This window comes from Aliidiomarina sanyensis, from assembly GCF_003987175.1.
GTDB classification, from domain to species: domain Bacteria; phylum Pseudomonadota; class Gammaproteobacteria; order Enterobacterales; family Alteromonadaceae; genus Aliidiomarina; species Aliidiomarina sanyensis.
In genome coordinates this window covers 309,545-333,461 of sequence record NZ_PIPM01000002.1, presented here as the reverse complement: position 1 = coordinate 333,461, position 23,917 = coordinate 309,545, and the positions used below count along the sequence as shown (strand labels likewise).

21 protein-coding genes are annotated in these 23,917 nt (G+C 51.6%); 10 read left to right on the top strand and 11 right to left on the bottom strand.

The window, feature by feature from the left end:
• Positions 1–196: 196 nt before the first annotated feature.
• The 4 genes from CWE11_RS03785 to glyQ all read right to left on the bottom strand — a co-directional run bounded on the left by CWE11_RS03785 (position 197) and on the right by glyQ (position 5,894).
• Entirely contained in the window at positions 197–1,747 is a 1,551-nt protein-coding gene (locus CWE11_RS03785) for an L-lactate permease (RefSeq protein WP_126776264.1), read from the bottom strand.
• Positions 1,747–2,751 carry a 2-hydroxyacid dehydrogenase gene (locus tag CWE11_RS03780; RefSeq protein ID WP_126776263.1) on the bottom strand — a complete coding sequence of 335 codons (1,005 nt, stop codon included), beginning with the start codon at positions 2,749–2,751 and terminating at the stop codon, positions 1,747–1,749. Before CWE11_RS03780 ends, CWE11_RS03785 begins: the two co-directional genes overlap by 1 nt.
• A gap of 153 nt (positions 2,752–2,904) precedes the next feature.
• On the bottom strand, positions 2,905–4,974 hold the full coding sequence (glyS, locus tag CWE11_RS03775; protein ID WP_126776286.1) for a glycine--tRNA ligase subunit beta: 2,070 nt from the start codon (positions 4,972–4,974) through the stop codon (positions 2,905–2,907).
• 2 nt (positions 4,975–4,976) lie between these two features.
• Positions 4,977–5,894, bottom strand: a complete 918-nt coding sequence (gene glyQ, locus CWE11_RS03770) for a glycine--tRNA ligase subunit alpha (RefSeq protein WP_126776262.1) — start codon at positions 5,892–5,894, stop codon at positions 4,977–4,979.
• A gap of 98 nt (positions 5,895–5,992) precedes the next feature.
• Between glyQ and CWE11_RS03765 the strand changes: the two genes are divergently transcribed.
• From CWE11_RS03765 to CWE11_RS03755, 3 genes are read left to right on the top strand one after another with little or no spacing between them, the layout of a single operon-like run.
• Positions 5,993–6,583 (top strand): DNA-3-methyladenine glycosylase I, encoded by a 591-nt coding sequence (locus tag CWE11_RS03765; protein ID WP_241971714.1) that lies wholly within the window; start codon positions 5,993–5,995, stop codon positions 6,581–6,583.
• A 24-nt stretch (positions 6,584–6,607) separates the two neighbouring features.
• A complete protein-coding gene (locus tag CWE11_RS03760; RefSeq protein ID WP_157981281.1) occupies positions 6,608–7,723 on the top strand; it encodes a serine aminopeptidase domain-containing protein in 1,116 nt (371 codons plus the stop codon).
• A gap of 20 nt (positions 7,724–7,743) precedes the next feature.
• Entirely contained in the window at positions 7,744–8,226 is a 483-nt protein-coding gene (locus tag CWE11_RS03755; RefSeq protein WP_126776259.1) for a GNAT family N-acetyltransferase, read from the top strand.
• A 15-nt stretch (positions 8,227–8,241) separates the two neighbouring features.
• On the opposite strand, the gene tusA is transcribed toward CWE11_RS03755, so the two are convergent.
• The 3 genes from tusA to fadB form a co-directional block, all read right to left on the bottom strand.
• Entirely contained in the window at positions 8,242–8,484 is a 243-nt protein-coding gene (tusA, locus tag CWE11_RS03750; RefSeq protein ID WP_126776258.1) for a sulfurtransferase TusA, read from the bottom strand.
• A 116-nt stretch (positions 8,485–8,600) separates the two neighbouring features.
• Positions 8,601–9,764: an acetyl-CoA C-acyltransferase FadA gene (gene fadA, locus CWE11_RS03745; protein ID WP_126776257.1), complete on the bottom strand. Its 1,164-nt coding sequence runs from the start codon at positions 9,762–9,764 to the stop codon at positions 8,601–8,603.
• An 18-nt stretch (positions 9,765–9,782) separates the two neighbouring features.
• Positions 9,783–11,924, bottom strand: a complete 2,142-nt coding sequence (gene fadB / locus CWE11_RS03740; RefSeq protein ID WP_126776256.1) for a fatty acid oxidation complex subunit alpha FadB — start codon at positions 11,922–11,924, stop codon at positions 9,783–9,785.
• 190 nt (positions 11,925–12,114) lie between these two features.
• Between fadB and CWE11_RS03735 the strand changes: the two genes are divergently transcribed.
• Entirely contained in the window at positions 12,115–14,082 is a 1,968-nt protein-coding gene (locus tag CWE11_RS03735) for a transglycosylase SLT domain-containing protein (RefSeq protein ID WP_198675579.1), read from the top strand.
• Between the two features lie 84 nt (positions 14,083–14,166).
• Positions 14,167–15,666, top strand: coding sequence for a TrkH family potassium uptake protein (locus CWE11_RS03730; RefSeq protein WP_126776254.1), 1,500 nt, complete (start codon positions 14,167–14,169; stop codon positions 15,664–15,666).
• A 58-nt stretch (positions 15,667–15,724) separates the two neighbouring features.
• On the opposite strand, the gene trkA is transcribed toward CWE11_RS03730, so the two are convergent.
• From trkA to def, 4 genes are read right to left on the bottom strand one after another with little or no spacing between them, the layout of a single operon-like run.
• Positions 15,725–17,104: a Trk system potassium transporter TrkA gene (trkA, locus tag CWE11_RS03725; protein ID WP_126776253.1), complete on the bottom strand. Its 1,380-nt coding sequence runs from the start codon at positions 17,102–17,104 to the stop codon at positions 15,725–15,727.
• A 36-nt stretch (positions 17,105–17,140) separates the two neighbouring features.
• Positions 17,141–18,472, bottom strand: coding sequence for a 16S rRNA (cytosine(967)-C(5))-methyltransferase RsmB (gene rsmB, locus CWE11_RS03720; protein WP_126776252.1), 1,332 nt, complete (start codon positions 18,470–18,472; stop codon positions 17,141–17,143).
• Entirely contained in the window at positions 18,465–19,433 is a 969-nt protein-coding gene (gene fmt / locus CWE11_RS03715; protein ID WP_198675588.1) for a methionyl-tRNA formyltransferase, read from the bottom strand. The genes rsmB and fmt overlap by 8 nt, the downstream gene beginning before the upstream one ends.
• Positions 19,434–19,436: 3 nt before the next feature.
• Positions 19,437–19,949, bottom strand: a complete 513-nt coding sequence (gene def / locus CWE11_RS03710; protein WP_126776250.1) for a peptide deformylase — start codon at positions 19,947–19,949, stop codon at positions 19,437–19,439.
• Between the two features lie 163 nt (positions 19,950–20,112).
• Here def and dprA point away from each other — a divergent pair, with 163 nt between their 5' ends.
• Genes dprA through hemF form a run of 5 tightly spaced genes read left to right on the top strand, consistent with a single transcriptional unit; the run spans position 20,113 to position 23,839 of the window.
• Positions 20,113–21,225, top strand: coding sequence for a DNA-processing protein DprA (gene dprA, locus CWE11_RS03705; protein ID WP_198675578.1), 1,113 nt, complete (start codon positions 20,113–20,115; stop codon positions 21,223–21,225).
• Between the two features lie 5 nt (positions 21,226–21,230).
• Positions 21,231–21,707, top strand: coding sequence for a DUF494 family protein (locus CWE11_RS03700; protein WP_126776248.1), 477 nt, complete (start codon positions 21,231–21,233; stop codon positions 21,705–21,707).
• 14 nt (positions 21,708–21,721) lie between these two features.
• Positions 21,722–22,282, top strand: a complete 561-nt coding sequence (locus tag CWE11_RS03695; protein ID WP_126776247.1) for a DNA topoisomerase family protein — start codon at positions 21,722–21,724, stop codon at positions 22,280–22,282.
• Positions 22,224–22,907 carry an L-threonylcarbamoyladenylate synthase type 1 TsaC gene (gene tsaC, locus CWE11_RS03690; protein ID WP_126776246.1) on the top strand — a complete coding sequence of 228 codons (684 nt, stop codon included), beginning with the start codon at positions 22,224–22,226 and terminating at the stop codon, positions 22,905–22,907. Before CWE11_RS03695 ends, tsaC begins: the two co-directional genes overlap by 59 nt.
• Positions 22,904–23,839 (top strand): oxygen-dependent coproporphyrinogen oxidase, encoded by a 936-nt coding sequence (gene hemF, locus CWE11_RS03685; RefSeq protein WP_126776245.1) that lies wholly within the window; start codon positions 22,904–22,906, stop codon positions 23,837–23,839. Before tsaC ends, hemF begins: the two co-directional genes overlap by 4 nt.
• Positions 23,840–23,917 lie beyond the last annotated feature (78 nt).

Below are 23,917 nucleotides of genomic sequence, written 5' to 3'. Positions count from 1 at the left end.
ACTGGGTCTGGTATCGCTGATGGACAGTTACCATCAGCTCAAATGTAACCTATGAACCGCCGTGGTACGGAACCGTATGCCCGGTGGTGTGAGAGGACGGAGGCCAGGAGGCCTCCTCCTACTCGATCGAATTTTAGGTTACCACAGGTCTCGAGTATCCAGTCGATGTCTGCTTACGGCGTGAGGGAAGGTTAATTCAGAGGAGGTGAATCCAAAGTAACGCGCTGATTCCCACCAAGCAGCATAGCAAAAGTGCGACGGGTAGCGTGTATCGCATAACTTCACCTTCTTGACCATTCAATTGAACGGTTGCCCCCGCCGCAATAATGTTGTGCGGGCAGACCATGTTTCCGACCGCAGCCCCAACGGATTGTGCACCAAGGAGCGGAGCAATCGGGTAACCGCCATTGAGCGCCGCTGTGCGTTGGAATTCGCTAAACAAGATATTGGAAGCGGTCGCAGAGCCGGTAATAAAGGTCCCCAATGCCCCGAACCAAGCAACCCAGAAAGGCCAGGTTATGCCGCTCAGCTTGATTGCCTCGCGGCTCAGTACATCGATGGCCCCGCCGTGAAGTAGGATGCGGGATAGAAATAACATGACAAACAATGCCCCTAACACACTGAGAATTTTCAATAGACTTTGTCGGACGGCGAAGTTCAGTGAATTAAAGGGGACGCGCTGAATTGTGGCCCCGAGTAAGAAACTCACGAATAAGAGAGTCCCTGGATGATAGAAAATTTGGATACTGCTTTGGTAATGGTACCAATGAAAGCCGATCCGTGCGTGTTGAACGAGGTGCTTTACGTCAGGAATTAAGCGTGTCATTAGGACAAGGGCAATTAAAACCAAGTATGGTGCCAGAGCTAGGAGCAACCCCTTCGGATCGATAGAGGATGCTTGTGGGGCGTTCAAAAAGCCGCCTCGCTGTCGATACCGAACGACCACCGTGAAAATGATTGCACCGAGTACGGCCCCAAGTAGCGTTGGGAGTTCCGGCCCTAAGAACAAACCAATCAAGGCGGCAGGAACAAGAAAGGCCACCGCTGCAAGGATGCCAAAGAAAATGATAATTCCCATGGGAGGTCGGGAGTGAGGTGCCTGGTTCCCTGAACTACGAGCGAAAGCAAAACAACCAATACTCAAAATCGCCCCAAGGGTTAATGTTGGTAGAATCATGGATGGAATGGCGGCCTGAGAGAGTGCTAAGTCTGTGAAGGAAACCAACATAGCTTGAGTTAAAACGGGCGTGCCCACGGCACCGAAGACTACTCCAAGTGAATGTCCCCATAATGCAAGGACGACTGCGAGCACTGGACGATACCCCGCCGATACCAGAAAGGGCGCGGTAAGCGCAGCCGAGGTTCCGAAGCCAGCAGCACCCTCCATAAATAAACTAAAAAACCATGCGATAAAGAGCGCGCTAACTCGCGGATTCGGATGCAGCCGTGCCAACGCGTTGCGGATTACCAAAGTCGCGCCTTGCTTTTCTTGGGCGTGATAGATGCAAAGTGCTCCAAAGATAATCCACAAAATACTGCCACTCATAAATGCGGCTTCGAGAAAAGCACCGGGTGCCATCCGTGACGTAAACTCTGCGATGTTGTTCCCAAGGACACCTATGAGTATTGGGATGGTAATACACACTGCGACGAAGCCAGCTTTCAGTGCTGTCCATCGTAAGCCTATCATTCCAATCAAAATGGCTAAAAAAGGCAGTGTGATAAGGAGTGGTGTAAGGTCCATCATCAGCCAACAATCTTCTCGGTCCCAACTTCGAAAAACTCTCCTTCTCCGGTTGCGAAAGCGGTCACATTCGCAAGCGTTGTGTCGGCGATATTCTTTAATGCTTCGCGTGTAAAGAAGCCTTGATGCCCTGTGATCAACACGTTCGGAAATGATAGTAACCGCATGAACACATCATCCTGGATAACCTCTGAGGACAAGTCCGCGAAGAAGAGGTCGCCTTCCTCCTCGTAAACGTCTAAACCCAATGCCCCAAGCTGTCCGGTTTTGAGTGCCTGAATCGCGGCTTTCGTGTCGACCATTTTTCCCCGACTGGTGTTAATCAGCATGACCCCGCGTTTGCATTGGCTCAGAACAGCTTCATTGATCAAATGATGCGTGCTCGGGGTTAATGGACAATGCAATGAAATAATATCCGATGCCTTAACCAAGGTCTCGAATGGCACAATCTCGTATTTTTCTTGTATTGTATTGCTCGGGTAGGGATCAGAGATGAGAACTTTGCAGCCAATCGCCTCCATGATGTGCGCGAAAATCTCGCCGATCTTGCCTGCTCCAACGACGCCCACGGTTCTGCCGGCTAGGTCAAACCCTAACAGCCCGTCGAGCGAAAAGTTGCCTTCACGCACGCGGTTATAGGCCCGATGGGTTTTACGATTGAGCGTTAGAATTAATGCGAGGGCATGTTCTGCCACCGCATGAGGAGAGTAGGCAGGGACGCGAGCTACCCGAATTCCTAACTCGGATGCAGCATTCAGATCGACGTTATTAAAACCTGCACACCGGAGGACAATAAGCTCAGTCCCTTGGGCTTTAAGCGTCTCCAACACGGGACGATTCACCACATCATTCACAAAAACACATACGGCCGGAAATCCTTGGGCCATTGATGCGGTATCTGCATTTAAGGGCGCCTCGAAAAATGTCATGGCATGAGCATGGCCGGCATTCGCAAGTGTAAACGAATTCTGGTCATAAGTTTTGCTGCTAAAGAATGCAATCTTCATTGGTATCGGTGCCTCGCTCCCTAAAACAATAATCATTACTCATGGCTTAAGCATAGAGCGAAAGTTCAAGCTTTTCATTGCGCTAGAATAAAAAAAGCCCCCACCTAAGGTGGAGGCTTTGAGTGTCAAACTGCGTTTGATTTGAACCACCCATCAATTCTGCAAAAGGGAGATATCCGCAATACGTAGAAACTGATTACGAAGCGCGTGAAGCATCGCTAAGCGGTTATTCCGAACCGCATCATCGTCGGCATTCACCATCACGTTTTCAAAGAATGCATCGATAGGCTCACGAAGTGTCGCCAGCGCTTCCATTGCAGCTTGATAGTCGCCTTCGTTCGTGGCGTCTTCTACCTGGGCTTCAATACCGGTTAGTCCCTTAAACAAGGCGTGCTCAGCATCCTCTTGTAAGAGTGATTCATTGATTTGGTGGTTCACAGTGTCAGCCTTAGCCAGGATATTACTCACCCGTTTGTTGGCGGCAGCAAGGGCTTCTGACTGCGGGTGAGCACGGAACTCGGCGACGGCCTTCACGCGACGGTCGAAGTCGAGCGCTACCGTGGGGCGGCGCGCGAGTACCGCTTGGATAACATCAACTGGGATATGTTGATCTTGATACCAAGGGCGGAAACGGCCGAGTAAGAAATCGACCACTTGGGTTTGAACCAACTCCGGTGACTTCACGATCTCGCCGTATGAGGCGACCGCTATCTCAACTAGTTTGTTCAAGTCCAATGGGAGTTCTTTCTCTACCAGAATTCGTAACATTCCAATGGCGGCGCGTCGGAGGCCAAAGGGGTCACGGTCGCCTTTTGGTGTCTGACCGATGGCAAAAATACCAACTAAGGTATCGAGCTTGTCCGCGAGAGCGACTGCGCAGCCTTCTGAGCTGACCGGTAGCTCATCTCCAGCAAAGCGTGGACGGTAGTGCGCCTCAATAGCTTGGGCGACCACCTCGGGCTCACCATCATGACGTGCATAATGCATTCCCATGATGCCCTGAACTTCAGGGAATTCCATCACCATATTGGAGACTAAATCCGCTTTTGCGAGTAGGCCTGCACGTTCGGCGGCTGAAGCGTCAACTCCAAGAAGTTCTGCAATCTTGCGGGCATTTGTAGCAATTCTTCGTGCTTTATCCCCAGTTGAGCCGAGTTCCTTCTGGAACAATACGGAATCGAGCTTTGCGATCCGACTCGCTAGCGTTTGCTTCTTATCGGTTTCAAAGAAGAATTGAGCATCTGCTAAACGCGGACGGATCACCTTTTCATTGCCTGACACCACTTGCACGGGATCAAGGCTTTGGATGTTGCTGATAAAGATGAAGCGCGGCAGCAAGTTATTTTGAGTATCAACGAGCGGGAAATAGCGCTGATCATCTTTCATCGTATAGATCAGTGCTTCCTTTGGCACGGAGAGGAAAGCTTCATCAAATCCGGCCACTAATGCAACGGGGTATTCGACCAAGGAGGCGACTTCTTCCACTAGCGCGTCATCCCAGACAGGGATTCCATTCTCGCTTTCAGCCAAGTTTACGACCGATTGCTCAATCATCGCTTTGCGTTCTGCAAAATCTGCAATAACGTATGCATCTCGCAGTGCTTGGGCGTAGTCTTTTGCGTGCGATAGAGTGACATCAGTTGGATGATGAAAACGATGTCCGGTCACCTTATTGGAGCTTTGAACCCCAAAAAGCGTCGCTGGGATAATTTCTTGTCCTAGAAGGACCGTCAGGCGGTGCAACGGACGGATAAACTGATAGTCACCTGAGCCCCAGCGCATGGCTTTGGGGACTGGGATTTGTTTTACCGACGCGTCCAACATACCCTGTAACAGGTCAGTTAAGGATTTGCCTGGTACTTTCGCTTCATGCAGGAGCCACTCGCCCTTATCGGTACTGAGGCGTTGCGCTTCACTGATATCGATCCCTAAACCACGAGCCCATCCAAGGGCGGCTTTGGTTGGCTTTCCATCGGCATCAAAGGCTGCTTGAACAGCAGGCCCCCGTTTTTCAACGACTTCGTCAGCTTGCGCTGTTTGGACGCCTTCAATCAATACAGCAAGACGGCGTGGAGACGCGAAGGATTGTACGCGTTCGGCAGACAGACGCGCTTGTTCAAGCTGCTGAATCCAGGCTTGCGTAAACGCTTCACTGAGGCTCTTTAAGGCCTTAGGTGGAAGCTCTTCGGTCCCCAGCTCAATCAATAAATCGTTTGTCTTAATAGTCATTCTGCTGTCTCTCCCTGTTCTGCAGCCATGGGGAATCCGAGCGCTTCTCGTGCGGCATAATAGGCTTCAGCACAGGCCTTTGCCATAGTGCGTACCCGCAGAATATAGCGCTGACGCTCAGTGACTGAAATTGCGTGACGTGCATCAAGTAAGTTAAAGGCGTGGGACGCACGCATGACTTGCTCGTACGCAGGAAGGGGTAAATTCTTCTCGATTAATAACTCACATTCCTTTTCACAGGCATCGAAACGGGAAAATAATACGTCGACATCAGCGTGCTCGAAGTTATAGGCAGACTGCTCAACTTCGTTTTGGTGAAACACATCCCGATAATAAATGGTGCCACGAGGTCCCCGTGCCCAAACGAGATCATAAATGCTGTCCACGCCTTGAATGTACATCGCCAGGCGCTCTAATCCGTAGGTGATCTCACCGGATACGGGTTTACACTCTAAACCACCGACCTGCTGGAAATACGTAAACTGGGTTACTTCCATGCCATTCAGCCAGACTTCCCAGCCGAGTCCCCACGCACCGAGGGTAGGCGATTCCCAGTTGTCCTCAACGAATCGGATATCGTGGACGAGTGGGTCAAAACCGAGAAGTTTAAGTGAACCAAGATACAGCTCCTGAATGTCCGCAGGGGACGGCTTCATGATGACTTGGAATTGATAGTAGTGTTGCAGGCGGTTCGGGTTTTCTCCATACCGACCATCGGTAGGACGACGGCATGGTTGCACATAAGCAAAGCTTGCCGGCTCGGGCCCGATAGCGCGCAAAAATGTCATCGGGTGAAATGTGCCTGCACCCACTTCCATGTCGAGCGGCTGTACGATAGCGCAACCGTGTTGCGCCCAATAGTCCTGCAGGGCGAAGATTAAGCCCTGAAATGTTTTTACATCAAATTTTTCCATGGAGTTCCCACTCAATTCGGCCGAATGTCTGCTGTGAAGCACTAGGGATTTGTGTGATTATACCCCGACAGTCCCGCGAAATCACAGGGAGAATCGATGTGAATCCATTTGAAAGACAAACGAAACGCTGCCCTTGGTGTGGAGATGCACCGGATTATCAGGCTTATCATGACCACGTGTGGGGACGACCGGTTTATGATGCGCGTGAATTGTTTGCAAAGCTCTGTCTGGACGGACAGCAAGCGGGTTTAAGTTGGATTACAATTTTACGCAAACAAGCGGCATACGAGGCCGCATTTTTTCACTTTGAGCCCGCTCGGTTGGCAGCCATTCAGGGTACAGAGCGTGAGGCATTTGTGGCTGAACAGATGACGAATGCGGGGATTGTAAGAAATCGACTCAAAATCCAATCCATATTCCGTAATGCGGATGCCTATATGCAGATGCTCCATCAGGGGATTGATTTTTCTGAGTGGCTTTGGGCTTTTGTGGATGGTTCACCGGTGGAAAACTTTCCAAAAACAATGGCTGACGTTCCGACTGAAACCGATGCGTCTCGTGCCATGTCGAAAGCGCTGCGTAAAGCGGGTTTTAATTTTGTGGGTCCGACCATTTGTTATGCATTTATGCAAGCGGTCGGGATGGTGAATGATCATTTGGTGGACTGTGACTTTAAGAACGGAGATTAAATGAACCAACAGGGAAGCAGGATCATGACATATCAAGGGTCAGTGGTACGCGGCGTCATTGCTACATTCGTGTGGCTCTCACTGGCAGGCTGCACCAGCATGATTGAGCGGCGAATTGAGACCTCAACCATTGATTTTGTTGGGATTGCGCCGGTCACTGAGGTGTTTGAACCGAAGGTGCGAGAGGTGTGTAATACCTCGGAGTGCCATGTGTTTTTTGATATCACCGATGACCTTCCGATGGATCACTTCCGTTGGACAGCAAATATCGCGTTTCGAAGTGGTGAGGACCTCAAGGATCTTTCGGAAACTTCACGTTACGATTTAAGTCGGGCTCCTGAGGAAAACGCACCCTTGATCGTTATCTTCCCCGGATATGGCACGACATCACTAATTGCTTCCATGCCGTTAGGCTTGGAGCTACGGCATTATGGTTATGCAACCTGGGTCGTGGCGGGGCCCACCGAGCGACAGCCCTTTAGCTTTGGGCTGAATGGTATTTCAGCGCTCATCGACACCATTCATACGGAGCACCCGAACCGACCAATCATCACACTTGGAAATTCCATGGGTATGATTGCCGCCACAGAATTCAACGCTCGGATGCAAGACAACGAAACACCGGTCGCGGGAACCGTTTTGATTGCCCCCATGCTTGATTTTGCGGACACGGCATCTCGACTCTATGAAATAGAACGAGGGGAGCGCCTTTTGGCTCGTGCTGTTCCACGTGGAACATTTCACAAAGCGGTGGCAAATGTTCAATCTCGCGTGAATCAAAGCAAGAGCTCGTTACAGCTTGAGAATCGCCGTCACCTGTTGCCGAAAAACACATTGGTTTTAGTATCTAAAGAGGATGGTGCAATCCCCCTCGAGCGCATCTTGGATATTTTCCCAAAAGCAAATGAGCATGCCCCTGCCGCTTTCGAGAGCGACGCCGCACCCTTGTTAAGCCGAAGTTACCTGACGGACGAAGGGTGGCAAGTCAATGTTTACAATATGCTTGACCATATTGTTGCTTCGCTCACAATGGCTGAAATGCGGTTCCACCTACGTCACTGGGTTCGTGAGGTGACTGGCTTTGAGGAGAGCGCCGAGGAAGGAAGCACGCACACCTCAGATGAAGAAGAAACCGAATAGATTTGGAAGCGAGTTTTGAAATGATACGAATTAGCAAAGTTGATTATACGAAAAAAGAAGATGCCGACGCGCTTATCGAGATGCTTGATCATTATGCCCAAGACCCGATGGGTGGCGGCGAAGCTTTACCGTCTTCGACACGAAAAACGCTGGCTGCTGAAATGGCGCAGCGTCCGCACGTTTGGAGTCTACTCGCTTGGGATGAACATGGGCAGCCCGTGGGGCTAGTCAATTGTGTCGAAGGGTTTTCGACCTTTGCAGCGAAGCCCGTCTGTAACATTCACGATATTGCCGTGCGGTCTGGCTACCGAGGGCAGGGACTTGCACAACAATTGCTTCAGGCGGTAGCCGACGAAGCGGTAGCACGAGGCTGTTGTAAATTAACTCTCGAAGTTTTGACCGGAAATGAGCCAGCCAAGCTCGCCTATGAAAAATTTGGATTTAAGCCCTATGAGTTAGATAAGGCCATGGGCAGGGCGGAGTTCTGGCAAAAATACCTATAACCGTTAACGGTTCGATTACCCACCTTTTTGAATCAAATAATGAAACGGTGTCTGGTCGGTTTGTGCCGCTAGGAGTTCATGGTCCATAAAACGGCAGAACGAGGGAATATCTCGTTTGGTCGCTGGGTCATCCGCGATAACGAGCAGTTTTTCGCCGGCCTTCATGGTGCGAATTTTTCCGCGAATCAGCATAACGGGCTCAGGGCAACGGAGGCCTAGGGTGTCGAGCTGCTGATCTGCACTTTGAAAAGGTGCCATGACTTCATGTCCTGATAAACTAAAAAAGCCGGCACTTGCGTGCCGGCTTTGATTATAGGAGATTTCGATTGTGCAGCCAATGCCAGGTCATGCAGAATCCATGCCTGACCATTCGGTTACACCCGCTCGAAAATGGTTGCGATACCTTGGCCAAGACCGATACACATGGTTGCAAGACCAAACTTCGCGTCCTTCTGTTCCATCAGATTGATGAGCGTCGTGCTGATTCGCGCGCCTGAGCAGCCCAGTGGGTGGCCCAACGCGATCGCGCCGCCATGCAAGTTAATCTTGGTTTCCATGTGTCTATCGATGCCAAGGCCTTTCATCACCGCCAAGGCTTGCGCCGCGAACGCTTCGTTTAGTTCGAAAACATCAATGTCATCGAGCGTTAAACCTGCGCGTTGCAAGGCTTTCTCAGTCGCAGGAACTGGACCGTAACCCATAATTGAGGGGTCACAGCCGGCAACCGCCATCGAGCGAATCTTAACCCGTGGTGTGAGGCCGAGCGATTTTGCACGATCCGCTGACATCACCAAGGTTGCTGCGGCGCCGTCGGAAATTGCCGAAGACGTTCCCGCCGTCACGGTTCCATTCGCTGGATCGAACACCGCGGGTAGCTTGCTTAAGCCGTCCGCTGTGGTTTCTGGGCGAATGACTTCGTCATGGGCAAAACGTTTCAGAACCCCATGCTCATCATGGCCGTTGACTGCCCAAATCTCATTCTTGAACTCGCCACTCAAGGTGGCCTTATGGGCTAACTGATGCGATCGTGCACCGAACGCGTCTTGATCTTCACGAGAAATGCCAAATTTCTTGCCGAGAAGCTCAGCGGTTAACCCCATCGAACCAGCGGCTTTTGCCACAGACCGATTCAAGCCGGGGTGAAAATCAACACCATGCATCATGGGAACGTGCCCCATGTGCTCGACACCGCCCGCGATAAAGATATCGCCATTGCCGGTTTGGATGGCCCGAGCAGCGTCATGGATGGCTTGCATCGAACTTCCACACAAGCGATTTACTGTGACGGCGCCAACTTGGTGTGGAATGCCGGCCAACAGCGCACTGTTGCGTGCCACGTTGAAGCCTTGCTCGAGAGTCTGTTGGACACATCCCCAATAAATATCTTCCAGCTCATTTGGATCAACATTTGGATTGCGGGCCAAAAGGCCTTTCATCAGTTCTGCTGATAAATCTTCCGCTCGGACGTTGCGAAACGCTCCGCCTTTCGAACGGCCCATCGGGGTACGAATTGCATCTACAATAACGACGTCTTTCATAACAATCTCCGTTCGAAGTTAGCTTTTAAAGTAAGATTCGCCATTGGCTGCTTTCTTGCGCAAGCCATCGGTTACTTGGTACATCTCGCCAAGATCGGCGAACTTGTCGGCCAACTCGATGAATTTCTTTAAACCTACGGTTTCGAGGTAACGGAAGGCGCCCCCGCGGAATGGCGGGAAGCCAAGTCCGTAAATGAGTGCGATATCTGCTTCTTCCGCTGAATCCACGATGCCTTCTTCAAGGCAGCGAATCATTTCATTCACCATGGGAATCATGCAGCGTGCGATGATTTCATCTTTCTCGGCGGAGGCCTCTTTTTTGCCAATAATGCCGTACACATCGGGATTGACGACTTTCTTCGGACGACCTTTTTTGTCGACCGTGTACTCGTAAAATCCTTTGCCGTTTTTCTGCCCGTAGCGTTCATTTTTCGCTAACTGAGCAATAGCACCGTTCTCATCCCGTGCCATACGACTTGGGAATCCGGCAGCCATCACGTGGGTGGCGTGGTCTGCGGTATCGAGGCCAACCACATCGCACAGATAAGCCGGACCCATAGGCCAACCAAATTCTTTTTCCATTACTTTATCAATGGCTGGGAAATCGATGCCATCGTCAAGCAACTTGCTGAAGCCAGCAAAGTAAGGGAACAATACGCGGTTGACCAAGAAACCGGGACAGTCATTCACGACGATAGGAGTCTTGCCCATGCGCATTGCATAAGCGGTAACAGCAGCGATGGTTTCATCGGAGGTATGTTTACCGCGAATGATTTCAACAAGCGGCATTTTATGCACTGGATTAAAGAAGTGCATACCGCAGAACCGTGACGGGTCTTGAAGATTCTCTGCTAGGGTATCGATCGAAATTGTTGAAGTATTCGAAGTAATGATGGCGTCTTTAGCGACAACTTTCTCAACTTCGGCAAGGACCGAACCTTTAATTTTTGGATTCTCAACCACAGCCTCAACGATGATATCGACATCCGCCAACTCACTGTTGTTGAGGGTCGGTGTAATGGAAGTGAGCGTTTTCGCAACAGCTTTTTGGTCAATTTTACCGCGCTCAAGGCCTTTTCCAAGAATCTTTGATGCCTCAGCAAGTCCTAGGTCCAGCGCTTCTCGGCGGATATCTTTCATCACCACCGGAACACCTTTCACAGCGCTTTGGTACGCGATACCGCCACCCATGATACCTGCTCCGAGTACGCCGGCGCGTTTAATATCTTTTGTTGCTGCTTTGGACACTTTCTTGCTTTTGCCCTTGACCACTTGATCGGCCAAGAAAATGCCGACCTGGGCGCGCGCGGCATCGGTTTGGGTAAGTTTTACGAACAGTTCGTTCTCGATGTTCAGTGCTTGTTCACGCGCTTCGCCGGCGCCGCGCTCAACAACTTCCACAGCCGCATGCGGTGCAGGGTAGTGCTTACCAGCTTTTGCCCAGACAAACCCTTTCGCGGTCGAGAAGGTCATCAGCTTCTCGGTATCATTTGCTTTGAGGGGCTCAAGTTTCGGCTGACGTTTTTCTTTCCAATTCAGGTCGCCGGCAATCGCATCACGAAGCATTGCCAGTGCGCCTTCTTTGAGGCGATCAGATTTCACGACAGCATCCACCAGCCCAAGGGCGAGTGCTTTTTCCGGCTTGTGGTTGGCACCTGAGGCGATGGCTTCGAGTGCGTTGTCGGGACCGATTACCCGAGGTAACCGAACGGTACCACCAAAGCCGGGAATGAGCCCCAGCTTGACTTCTGGCAAGCCAATCACTGCGGTTTCGTCCGCAACACGATAGTCACACGCGAGGATTGCTTCACAACCGCCTCCGAGCGCAAAACCATTCACAGCAGCAATACTTGGAACGGGTAAATCCTCGAGCTTGTCGAACACTCGAGATGCTTTATGGACCCAGACCTTGGTCTTTTCGAGGTCGGAGAAGAGGGTCAAAAATTCGGTGATATCAGCGCCAACAATGAAGGTTGGCTTGCCGCTACGAACTAAAACTCCTTTCAAATCAGAGTTTGAGGCAAGGGCATCTAATGCATCACTGAACTCGTTTAATGTTTTCTCGTCGAACTTGTTAACTGAGCCCGGCGCATTAAAAAGAATTTCAGCAATACCCGGCTCGATAAAATCGACGGACAGGTTCGTACCTTGGTAGATCATCTGTGGTCTCCCGAGACTAATGAGCAGAGCGGACCTCTGCAAACTCGCATGTTTTACTCTTGAGTCCTTATGATAGTGTGCTACAAGAGTATGGTAAAACAACGGCAGTAATCATCCCATAATGAGAAACAAAATTAAACACCCGTTTAAATTCCTATTTTCCGCCTCACTTTGTTGGGGAATGTTGGCCGTGGCGTCGGCCCAGGCTGTGACCGAACTACAGGATACTAACCCAGTACAATTAGGCTCTGAAGCGGTGCGGGCGGACCAGCGGGATATGTTTTTACAGGCAGAGCGTTTGATTGAGCGGCGCCAGTTTACTCAAGCGCGCGAAAAGATGCTGCAGCTTTCGGACTATCCGTTGTTACCCTATCTCGAAGTGGCATTGCTAGAGCAAAACTTTAGCCTCGCGAATGAGCCTGTTGTTTTGGAGTTCTTCAACGAATTCACAGGGACGCCAGCCGAGCGTCAACTCCGAACGGCATGGCTGCAGTACCTTGTTCGACGCAATGATGGGGAGCGATTTCTCAGAGATTATCGTTGGCAAAATTCCACCCACTTACAATGTTTCTACCTTCGAGAAAAGTATCGTGCGCTTCAGCGTGAAATCCGAGACGGCGCTTCCGATGGGATTTTGGAGCCATTCTGGAATGAAGTGAGCGATCAGTGGCGTCATGGGCGGAGTTTGCCTTCGGCTTGTGATCCCGTGTTTGCGGCGTGGGCGAATGCAGGGCAGCGTACGGATCAAATTGTGTGGGAGCGCATTCTTCTCGCACTGAACGAACGTCAACAAGGCCTTGCGCGTTATCTGACGCGATTCATGGATGATGAGACGCGCTATCTCGCCGATTTGATGCGCCGTGTTCATGCGACGCCAAATACCATCAGACGCTTTCAAGAGTTTCCCGGAAAAGATGAGCGAGAGCGAGAGATTGTGCTTTATGGCTTAAATCGAATTCGGTGGACAAATCATAATACGCTCGTTGAAGTGTGGGAGCATTTCCGGGACCGGTATGCATTTACACCGGCGGAGCGCGGCCAAATGGAATCTGATATTGCCGTTACACTCGCGCTCCGTGGGGACCCGCGGGCGAAACAGTGGTTCGAGGGTATTGACCCCGCGGATATGTCGGATACGGCCCGTCAATGGTATTTAGCGGCACATCTGAATACCCGAAATTTCCAAGCGATCGCGCGTTTTACAGACCGGCTCCCACCGGATGTTGCGAGCCGGGCTCAGTGGCAATATTGGGCGGCGCGGGCGAAAGCAGAGCTTGGCCATATTGATCGTGCATTGGAGCTCATGGAACAGGCAGCGCAACAACGGAACTATTATGGTTTTCTTGCAAGTGCGCGGCTTACATTGATGCCTTCCCTCCAGCATGAAGAGCCTGAGTTTCATCCGGAAGCACTCCACGTATTGGCTCAGCAACCTGCTGCCCAGCGGGCTTATGAGCTTCGCCAGTTATCGCGCTTTATGGATGCGCGTCGTGAGTGGAATCATTTACGCAGTGGGCTGACTGAAGAGGAGCGCGTCCTTCCAGCTATCCTCGCATCTGAATGGGGCTGGTATGATCAGGCGATATTTGCTTTTGCGCAAAGCGGAACCCTAAATGATGTCCATCGTCGTTTCCCGCTGGCCTTCTCCGAACTTCTCACCGAGAATGCGCAGCGAGCGAGCATCGATCCGGCCTGGGTTTTCGCCATTACGCGTCGTGAAAGTTCGTTTCAGGTTGATGCAGTCTCACCCGCTGGCGCACGGGGACTGATGCAAATCATGCCGGGAACTGCGGAGTACTTGCAGCGTGGTGCACCCGGGCCAAATCCCCGTGTGAACATTCAAAATCAGTTGTTTAACCCAGAAGATAATGTCCGATTAGGCACAACATACCTTGCGGAATTACTGCGTCGGACCGATGACAATTGGCTCCTTGCGACAGCAGCGTATAATGCTGGAATTCATCGCATGCAGGAATGGTTGCCAGAGGAGAGTGTGGCCGCGGATATGTGGGTTGAGATGATTCCTTTCCAAGAAACCCGCGATTACGTGAAAGCGGTATTGGCCTATCAACAAATTTACGCGATGCTGCTTGGAAAAGATGTTAATGTATTGGCACCAATGATTCGCATGCAAATCAATGGCGGGCGACGCGGCTAAGTTCTTGGTTCCACGTGGAACTTTTGCACCTTTGCGTCCACAATAACACCAATAATAATCTGATGGCCGAGGACAGGCGCTCACATGCAAGTACGCACCATACTGCGGATTCTTGGGTTACTCGTCGCGCTTTTTAGCGTCACAATGCTGCCACCCGCAGTACTCGCATATTTCTACCAAGACGGCGGCGGCTGGGCTTTCCTCTCCGCCTTTATTGTGTCGCTGTTGATTGGTTTCTTTCTTTGGTATCCGAATCGACTCTTCAAGCGCGATCTCAAAACCCGTGAAGGGTTCGTAATAGTCGTATTATTTTGGGTCGTACTGGGTACTGTGGGAGCTATTCCCTTTTGGATGCCGGACGAACATACCTTGTCGTTCACCGACTCGATGTTTGAGTCTTTCTCTGGGCTCACCACCACTGGCGCCACCATTCTAGTTGGAATTGATGAACTCCCCCATGCCTACCGTTACTATCGCCAACAACTTCAGTGGCTTGGGGGGATGGGAATCATCGTGCTGGCCGTTGCGATTCTTCCCTTGCTCGGGATTGGTGGCATGCAGCTGTATCGGGCCGAAATCCCAGGGCCGGTAAAAGATGCAAAAATGACCCCTCGGATTGCCGATACCGCGAAGCAGCTTTGGTATATCTATTTGGGGCTCACGATTGCCTGTGCCGCAGCGTATTGGTTTGCGGGCATGACACCCTTCAATGCGATAGGCCATGCGTTCTCGACCGTAGCCATTGGTGGTTTTTCTACCCATGATGCGAGCATGGGGTATTATGACAATCCCGCAATTCCGATGATTGGAGTTCTGTTCTTACTGATTGCCGCAGTGAATTTTTCACTGCATTTTGCGGCATTTCCTCGGATGCATCGAAAACGCGTGGATGGTCAGACGCACTATGATTGGAGCATCGGGTCGGTTCAGACCTATTTCCGGGATCCCGAATTTCGAGCACTGATTATTATCCAGTTCTCTTTGATGGTCATCGTGGTTTCCACCTTGCTCTTCCATCAGCAATTTACCAACACACTGGATAATATTGTTCACGGGATTTTCCAAGCCGTGAGTATTAGCTCGACCGCAGGCTTTACCACAGCCGATTACACCGTGTGGCCAGTATTTCTCCCGATGATCCTCATCTTCGCGAGTTTTATTGGAGGGAGTGCCGGCTCCACCGGCGGGGGACTCAAAGTCGTTCGAGTGCTTTTGCTTTATCGTCAGGGTGTACGCGAAATGAATCGGCTCATTCACCCGAAAGGAGTATTTACCGTTAAATATGGAAAACGGCCTCTACCAGACCGTGTCGTTCAGGCGGTTTGGGGCTTCTTTGCAGCGTATGCACTGCTTTTCGTGATTCTGATGTTGCTTTTTATTGCGACCGGCCTGGATGATTACTCGGCGTTTGGCGCAACGGCGGCGACCTTGAATAACCTCGGACCGGGATTGGGTGTTGTCGGCGCAAACTTTACCGAGGTTTCGATGGCAGGAAAATGGATCGCGATGCTTGCGATGGTTTTTGGTCGACTTGAAATATTTACGCTGCTCGTGTTGTTCTCGCCGGCTTTTTGGAAGCAATAAGCGGCCATCTGTTTTAAGAAGGCGCCTTAGCTTGGGGCGCCTCCATCCAACAAAGGTCTTAGAAGTAAAGTGCTCCGGGCGCAAATAGCCGCTCAATTTCGCTGACGTATTTCTTATCCACCAAAAAGAGAATCACATGGTCATCTGCTTGGATGAGGGTGTCGTCGTGAGCAATCAATACTTCAGTGCCTCGCACCACGGCTCCAATCGTGGTACCCGGAGGTAACTTCAGCGCTCCAATCTCACGCCCGACAACCTGGGAGGTGTTTTCATCTCCTCGAGCGACTGCTTCAATGGCCTCCGCAGCCCCTCGACGAAGGGAGTATGCATTTGCAAAGTCACTCCGGTGAATGTGCCGCAACAAAGCAGAAATTGTTGCTTGTTGAGGCGAGATGGCAACATCGATATCGCCGCCCTGAACTAAATCAACGTAAGCGCTGCGTTGAATCAAGACCATGGTCTTTTTGGCACCCATTCGCTTGGCGAGTAGGGCGGACATGATATTCGCTTCATCATCGTTCGTGACCGCGATGAATACATCAATGTCTTCAATCCGTTCTTCACTCAACATCTGTTGATCCGAGGCGTCGCCATGCAGGACGAGTGTTTTGTCGAATTGCGCACTCAATTCTTCGGCACGATGCAAGCTGAGTTCGATCAGCTTCAATCGATGGGTGTCTTCTAGCTGGCGGGCAAGCCCTGCACCAATATTTCCACCGCCGACAATCATCACGCGCTTATAGTGGGCCTCGCGGGGTTGCAACTCATCCATAACGGCACGAATGTGCTGTGTATCAGCAACGAAAAACACTTCATCATCGGCTTCGATAATGGTGCTACCAAGCGGGCGAATCGGGCGGCCCTGACGAAAAATTGCCGCAACCCGTGTATCAATGTTCGGGATATGTTTCCGAAGTGCAGCAATTGCATGGCCCACCAATTTGCCCCCGTAAGATGCCCGAACGGCAACGAGACTCACCTTCCCGTCAGCAAACTCAAGAACTTGGAGCGCACCGGGGTAATCGATAAGCCGCTTGATGTAACCGGTGACGAGCTGCTCGGGGGAAATGATATGATCGACGGGCAACTGTTCTTTGCGAAATAGTCGGTCATGATATTTGGTGTATTGCTCGGATCGGATACGCGCTATTTTCAAGGGGCAGTTAAAGATACTGTGCGCAACCTGACAGGCCAGCATGTTGACTTCATCAAGGCTGCTGACAGCGACGAGCATATCCGCGTCATCTGCACCCGCACTGCGCAAGACATCAGGATGGGCGCCATTGCCCTGAATCACTCGGAGATCGTATTTATCTTGAAGCTCGTTGAGCATGTTGCGATCAGGGTCGACAACGGTAATTTCATTCCGCTCACTGACTAGACTCTCGGCTAGTGTTGCCCCCACTTGCCCAGCACCCACGATAATTATCTTCTTCATCCCGGCAGCGCACCTTTGTTCTTATTTGTCTTCAGCTTACGCCTTATCTGTCGATTTTTCGAGGAGACAGTAATAAAAACCATCTCCGCCATGACCATCAGCGAGAAGAGAGGAAGGGAGTAGCTGCCAGCCGTGCCCCTGTGCATGTTCAATGGGCACCACGCGGGCCGTGGGTTCATCCTCCAAAAACTCGATGATTTGCAGCTCATTTTCTTGCGGCAAGACGGAACAAGTCGCATAGAGTAATCGACCCCCGGGCTTTAAAAGTGCCCATTGCGCGCGCAGGATTTGCTTTTGTAGATTCACCAAGGCATCAATATCTGCGTCGCGTCGTAGCCACTTGATATCCGGATGGCGACGAATAACCCCGGTTGCTGAGCACGGGGCATCGAGTAAAATTCTGTCGTAAAGGGTTCCATCCCACCATGATGTGGGATCGGCCGCATCACCGCAGATAATCTGCGCGCTAAATCCCATTCGCGCGAGATTTTGTGCGACTCGTTGCAGTCGCGTGGCGTCATGATCCATCGCATCGACTTGCAGTTCGGGCGTGCGCTCGAGTATATGAACGGTTTTTCCTCCGGGTGCTGAACAGGCATCAAGCACCCGTTCGCCGGGTTGGGCGTCAAGCAGCACGGCAGCGAACTGAGCGGACCGATCTTGGACCGAGACCCAGCCCTCAGCAAACCCAGGAAGGGCAGTCACATCGCCTGCTTTTTGTAGGGCAATTGCCGTAGGAAGTTGTTGGTCCGTTATTGCGTCGATGCCTTGTGCTTGCAGCAAATCGAGATACGCGTCGCGTGAGGTGTGTTGCAAATTAATGCGAAGCCACAGCGGAGCCGGTTGATTGTTGGCTTCACAAATGCGCTCCCATTGGTCCGGATACGCTCGCTCCAAGCGCTTCTGCAACCAGCCCGGATGTTGCGTTCGCAATGAGGCACTTTTCTGCTGATCAGACGCGAGCCGGGCTTCGAGTGACGCTTGCTGACGCTGAAAGTTTCGCAGTACACCGTTCACGAGGCCTTGTAATGCTTTTTGTTTCAGCAGCGGCATCGCATTTACGGTTTCACCTACTGCGGCATGTGCCGGTGTTCGAAGGTCGCGGAGCTGGCAAATACCAACCAATAGAACATAGTGAACGATACGTACTTTGCTCTTAAGCGGTTTCGCGAGGAGCTGATTTACAAACCATTCGTAGCTCGGCAGAGCGCGTAAGACTTGGAAACACATGGCTTGGCAGAACGCCCTATCCGCAGGCGTGAGGGTCTGACTTGCTTCTGGAAGCGCTTGATTAAGCGACCGCCCTTCGTGTAACACATCAAACAGCGCTTTGGCCGCCGCTGCACGGGCAGCGCCGGGCTTACTCATCACGCACCAGTTTATTGGTCAACACGAGTCCGGGCATAAACTGCTCTCGGCGAGCATTTAACAGATCGGCAGCCGACATCGGCTTTTTACCGGGTGGTTGCAATCGTTCAAGATTCAACGCTTTATCACCGCATTTAATCAAGATGCCATGTTTGTCGGCCCGCAAAATGGTTCCGGGCGGGGCCTCCTTGGGGTGTTCCAATACGGTGGAAGCCCATACTTTGATTGGCTCGCCATGAAATAGGAAGCTCGAACCAGGCCATGGATTGAAGGCCCGAACGCAGCGTTCCAAAAAGGCCGCAGATTCATGCCAATCGATTTCTCCTTCAGCTTTCGTCAGCTTCTTAGCGTAAGTGGCTTGCTTGTCTTCTTGCGGAACCGCACGAATATCTCCCGTATTCATTGCCCGCAGTGTTTCGATGAGCGTCGGGGGGCCGAGCCGTGCAAGTTTTTCATACAAAGAGGCGCTGGTGTCGGTTTTACAGATTAAAAGGTGCGCTTTGGCAAGCATCGGACCCGTATCAAGCCCTTCATCCATTTGCATAATCGTGACACCCGTTTCAAGGTCACCGGCCCAAATCGCCCGTTGAATCGGTGCGGCACCTCGCCAACGAGGCAGCAAGGAACCGTGGACGTTGACACATCCTAATCGTGGTGTGTCCAAAACAGCTTTAGGGAGCAACAGACCGTAGGCGACCACCACCATGATATCTGCCTGATACGCCGCGAGCTGTGCCTGCGCCTCAGCCGACTTTAATGACTCCGGTTGCTCAACAGGAACATCATGTTTGAGTGCTAGCTCTTTGACGGCGCTGGCTTGGAGTTTTTTGCCACGACCAGCGGGACGATCAGGCTGGGTGTAAACACCAACAACCTCCATGTCACTGGTATCGAGCAGCGCTTGGAGATGCCGCGCCGCGAAGTCAGGAGTCCCCGCAAAAAGTACACGCACGTGATTGATTCCTTAAGCCATTTTCGCGGCGATGCGCGCTTCTTTTTCTAATTTCTTGCGAATGCGGTCGCGTTTGAGTGGTGATAAATAGTCGACGAATAATTTGCCATTGAGGTGATCCAGTTCGTGCTGGATACAAATACACAGCAGTCCCTCGGCTTCCCGTTCAAAAGTTTCACCATTCCGATCCAAAGCGCGAACCTTGATTTTTCCGGCACGCTCAACTTTGGCGTAAACACCGGGGAAACTCAGGCACCCTTCTTCGTTCTCGAAGTGACCCTCTTGTTCAATAATTTCCGGATTAATAAAGACTAGGGGTTCTGGTTTCTCGTCACCACAGTCCGCAATGAAGAACCGTTGATGCACGTTTACTTGAGTTGCTGCGAGACCGACACCTTGAGACTCATACATCGTCTCAAACATATCGTCGATGGTTTGGCGCAAGGCGTCATCGACCGATTCAACTGGCTTTGCCACGGTCCGCAAGCGCTCATCTGGATATTTTAAGATGGTCATCGTCGCCATACTAATTTTCTACCTCGTTTACCTATACCGATCCGGGATCTTTAATTTTAACGGGATTCTGGCTGAAAAGACAGGTTTTCCCTTGTCCCAAACTGGATTTTCACAGATATCTTGCAGGCTCTTGGCCGGCTTTACTCGGCCTTTAAAACCGCAAGGACGCTTTATGGTTTACGCTGAAACAATTCAACCGGATGAACTCATGCAGTGGTTGCAACTGCACTGCGCTTCCGCTGTGCTGCAACGTGAATGGCGCGCGCAGAATGAGAGGGACGAGCAGGCTCAAACACGCGAAAAGCTAAGGATCCCGCATTCGTTGGCGATTCAGCTTCCCGAGCTTGCTGCGGGGCATTTTGAAACCGTGATCCGCTGGCTCGACGATAATGACCGTCACAGTATCTTGACCTTCTTATGCCCCGAATATCCGACCGCCCTCCGTGCGATCCATGCTCCACCGCTGGTGCTGTTTCTAAGCGGTGATTCAGGTATACTCGCGCACCCGTCTCTGGGCGTGGTTGGCAGCCGCCATGCAACTCCCGCGGGACTCGCTGTCGCTGAGGAGCTGTGTCGGCCTTTGGCTCGCGCTGGGGTCTGTTTGGTTAGCGGAATGGCCATGGGAATCGATGCGGTCGCCCATCGATCGGCTTTAGATGTGGCAGGGGCAAGTATCGGGGTGCTGGGGTGTGGAATCGATCGGATCTATCCTGCGCGAAATCGTCCCTTATATTATCAGATGCGTGAAAAGGGCCTCTTGGTGAGCGAGTATCTACCGGGCACGCCACCGCGAATTGAACAATTTCCTCGTCGAAACCGTATTATTACTGGACTAAGCCAAGGTCTATTGGTGGTTGAGGCCGGACTTCACAGTGGTTCGTTACAATCGGCTCAGCATGCCATCGATCAGAACCGAAATATTTACGCGGTTCCCGGTTCTTTGATGAATCCGATGGTGCAGGGTTGTCACCGACTTATTCAGCAAGGAGCACAATTAGTGACCTGTGCCGAGGACGTGCTCGCGGACTACCCAGCCCAAGGTTGCTTGCTACAGGGCAATCATGGAGAAGTTGAGAATTTTTGTGAAAACGGTGGGAAATTTCTTGAAACAGGGTTGGCAAACCCCCATTTATTAGCTAACGTGGATTTTGAGACCACCTCGTTTGAAGTGCTCCTCGAGCGGAGCGAACTCGGGGTCTCAGAAGTAGTGAACCAGCTCATCAGTCTCGAGTTGGGTGGGTGGATCAAGCAAGTACCTGGCGGTTACGTCAGGGTGAGGAGGTAGGAGTTATGTTCGAGATTCTCATGTACCTCTTTGAAAACTACGTCCATTCTGAAATGGAAGTGGTAGTGGACCACGATGAACTGACTGACGAGTTGACCCGTGCTGGTTTCCATGAACAGGAAATCAATAAAGCACTTGCGTGGTTAGAGCGTTTGGCAGAACTGCAAGACAGTAAGGACACTCCTTACTTAACGCAGGCGGCCCCAGTGGCCTCATTTCGTGTATACACTCCCGAAGAGCTGGCACGTCTCGACGTCCAGTCACGTGGTTTTTTAATGTATTTAGAGCAAATCGGTGTACTCGATTTCACCACACGCGAAATGGTGATAGATCGAGTGATGGAGCTCGATACACCGCAATTCTGTCTGGATGATATGAAGTGGGTAATTCTCATGGTGCTATTTAATGTGCCAGGTCGTGAGGATGCATATTCTCAGATGGAAGACTTGTTGTTCGAAGAGCCGCAGGGTTTCATGCACTAAACGCAGGGCCCCTGATGACTCCATCACACCTTTTTGACGCGCCGGATCGTAAAAATGAGCGCGACGAGCCTTGTCCGCTTTGTGCAAATCCGGTGACACTCAAACATTCTGGGCATCATTCGTTCTGGGGTTGCACAGCTTACCCCACATGTTCCTATACCCAATCATTGCATGAAACCGGTGATTTTGAGCCGGAGCCGTTACCCGGCGAGCATTGCCCAGAATGTGGGATGGAGTTGCTGCTCAAAAAAGGCCGATACGGCTTCTTTATTGGTTGCAGTGGTTTTCCCACCTGTCATTTTATGCTGGATCCGAGCGCGCCGAAATCGGCAGAACCGGGGATTGCGTGTCCTTCCTGTCAGCAAGGAACCCTTGTGCAACGAGCATCCAAGCGAGGGAGCCTGTTCTACGCCTGTAATCGTTATCCCAAATGTGAATACGCATTAAACGAGCCCCCCAAGCCGATTGCCTGTCCTGCATGCGGTTGGGCCGTCATGGTCGAGCGGGAAGGCGCGGATGGACCCTACCTCCGTTGCCCGCAAAAGTCCTGCGGCCACCGGCAAGAATCCGTATAATAGCCTCAGTTTTATTGATCGCGAGGCGAAAATCGTGGAAGAGGGCTCCTTGAATTACACTGAATCTACATCATCTGATTTCTTTCAGGGCGCGCGCGACGCCTTGGCACAACATGGGTTGATTGCCTATCCGACCGAAGCTGTTTTTGGCCTCGGCTGTGCGCCCTACGATGAGTTGGCGGTCCGTAAATTATTGGCTCTAAAGCAGCGACCCGAGCACAAGGGGTTGATTCTGATTGCCGCAGACTACAGCCAGCTGCTGGACTATGTCGACGATACAAAGATTCCCCAAGACAAGCGTTTTTCGGTGTTCTCGCACTGGCCTGGGCCTGTGACCTTAGTGTTGCCCGCGCGGCCGGAAGTCCCACGCTATCTGCGCGGAGATTTTGATACGATTGCGGTTCGAGTGACCGCCTTTGAACCGGTCCGTCAACTCTGTCGGGCTCTGAAAACCCCGTTGGTCTCCACATCTGCCAACTACAGTGGGAAGCCACCCTTGCGCACTGCGGAGGATGTTCGGCGTGAGCTCGGTCATGATCTGGCATGGATCATGGAGGGAGCAACGGGAGGGCGAGAGCAGCCTTCAATGATTCTGAACCCGCTAACAGGAGAAACATTACGATGAGCGAACATCAGTATCTGGAGCGTGTAAAAGCGTACCTGATGGATTTGCAAGATCGTATTTGTGCGGAACTTGAGTCTGCCGACGGTGCCGGTCAGTTTCGCGAGGATGCTTGGACACGAGAGCAGGGGGGTGGCGGGCGTTCTCGCGTTTTACGCCACGGCGGGGTCATCGAGCAAGGTGGGGTTAATTATTCGCATGTTTTCGGGGAGGCAATGCCCGCTTCTGCGACCGCCCATCGACCAGAGCTTGCAGGCCGGAGTTTTAATGCATGTGGCGTGTCGCTCGTGATTCATCCCCATAATCCACACATTCCAACCTCCCATGCAAATGTCCGCTTCTTCATAGCAGAGAAAGCGGGTGAGCCTCCGGTCTGGTGGTTTGGCGGCGGATTCGACCTCACACCGTTTTACCCACAACGAGCGGACATCAATCATTGGCATCAAGTGGCTAAAGACGCATGTGACCCTTTTGGTCCTCATTACTATGATGAATATAAAGCATGGTGTGATCGCTATTTTTTCTTACCGCATCGGAATGAAACCCGGGGCGTCGGTGGGCTATTTTTCGATGATTTAAACACCAATCCAGCCGGGGAAATCGATTTTGAGCATGCATTTGGCCTGATGCGTTCAATTGGTGATCATTACACAAGAGCTTATCTACCGATTTTGGAAGCACGAAAAGATACGCCGTTCAGCGAGCAAGAGCGTCAGTTTCAACTGTATCGACGCGGTCGGTATGTGGAGTTTAATTTGGTGTATGACCGAGGCACCTTGTTTGGGCTTCAGACTGGGGGGCGGACAGAGTCCATCTTAATGTCCATGCCACCGCTTGCGCGCTGGGAATATATGTATACGCCGGATGAAAACTCACCTGAAGCACAACTGAGCGAATTTCTCACCCCGCAGGACTGGCTTGAGCGAACAGCTTGATAGCGCATTCGCCGGCCGGCGGTCATAAATCCTCGTGGGCCACAAGCCTTGTCAGGGCGTCGCTTTGCTATTATGCTG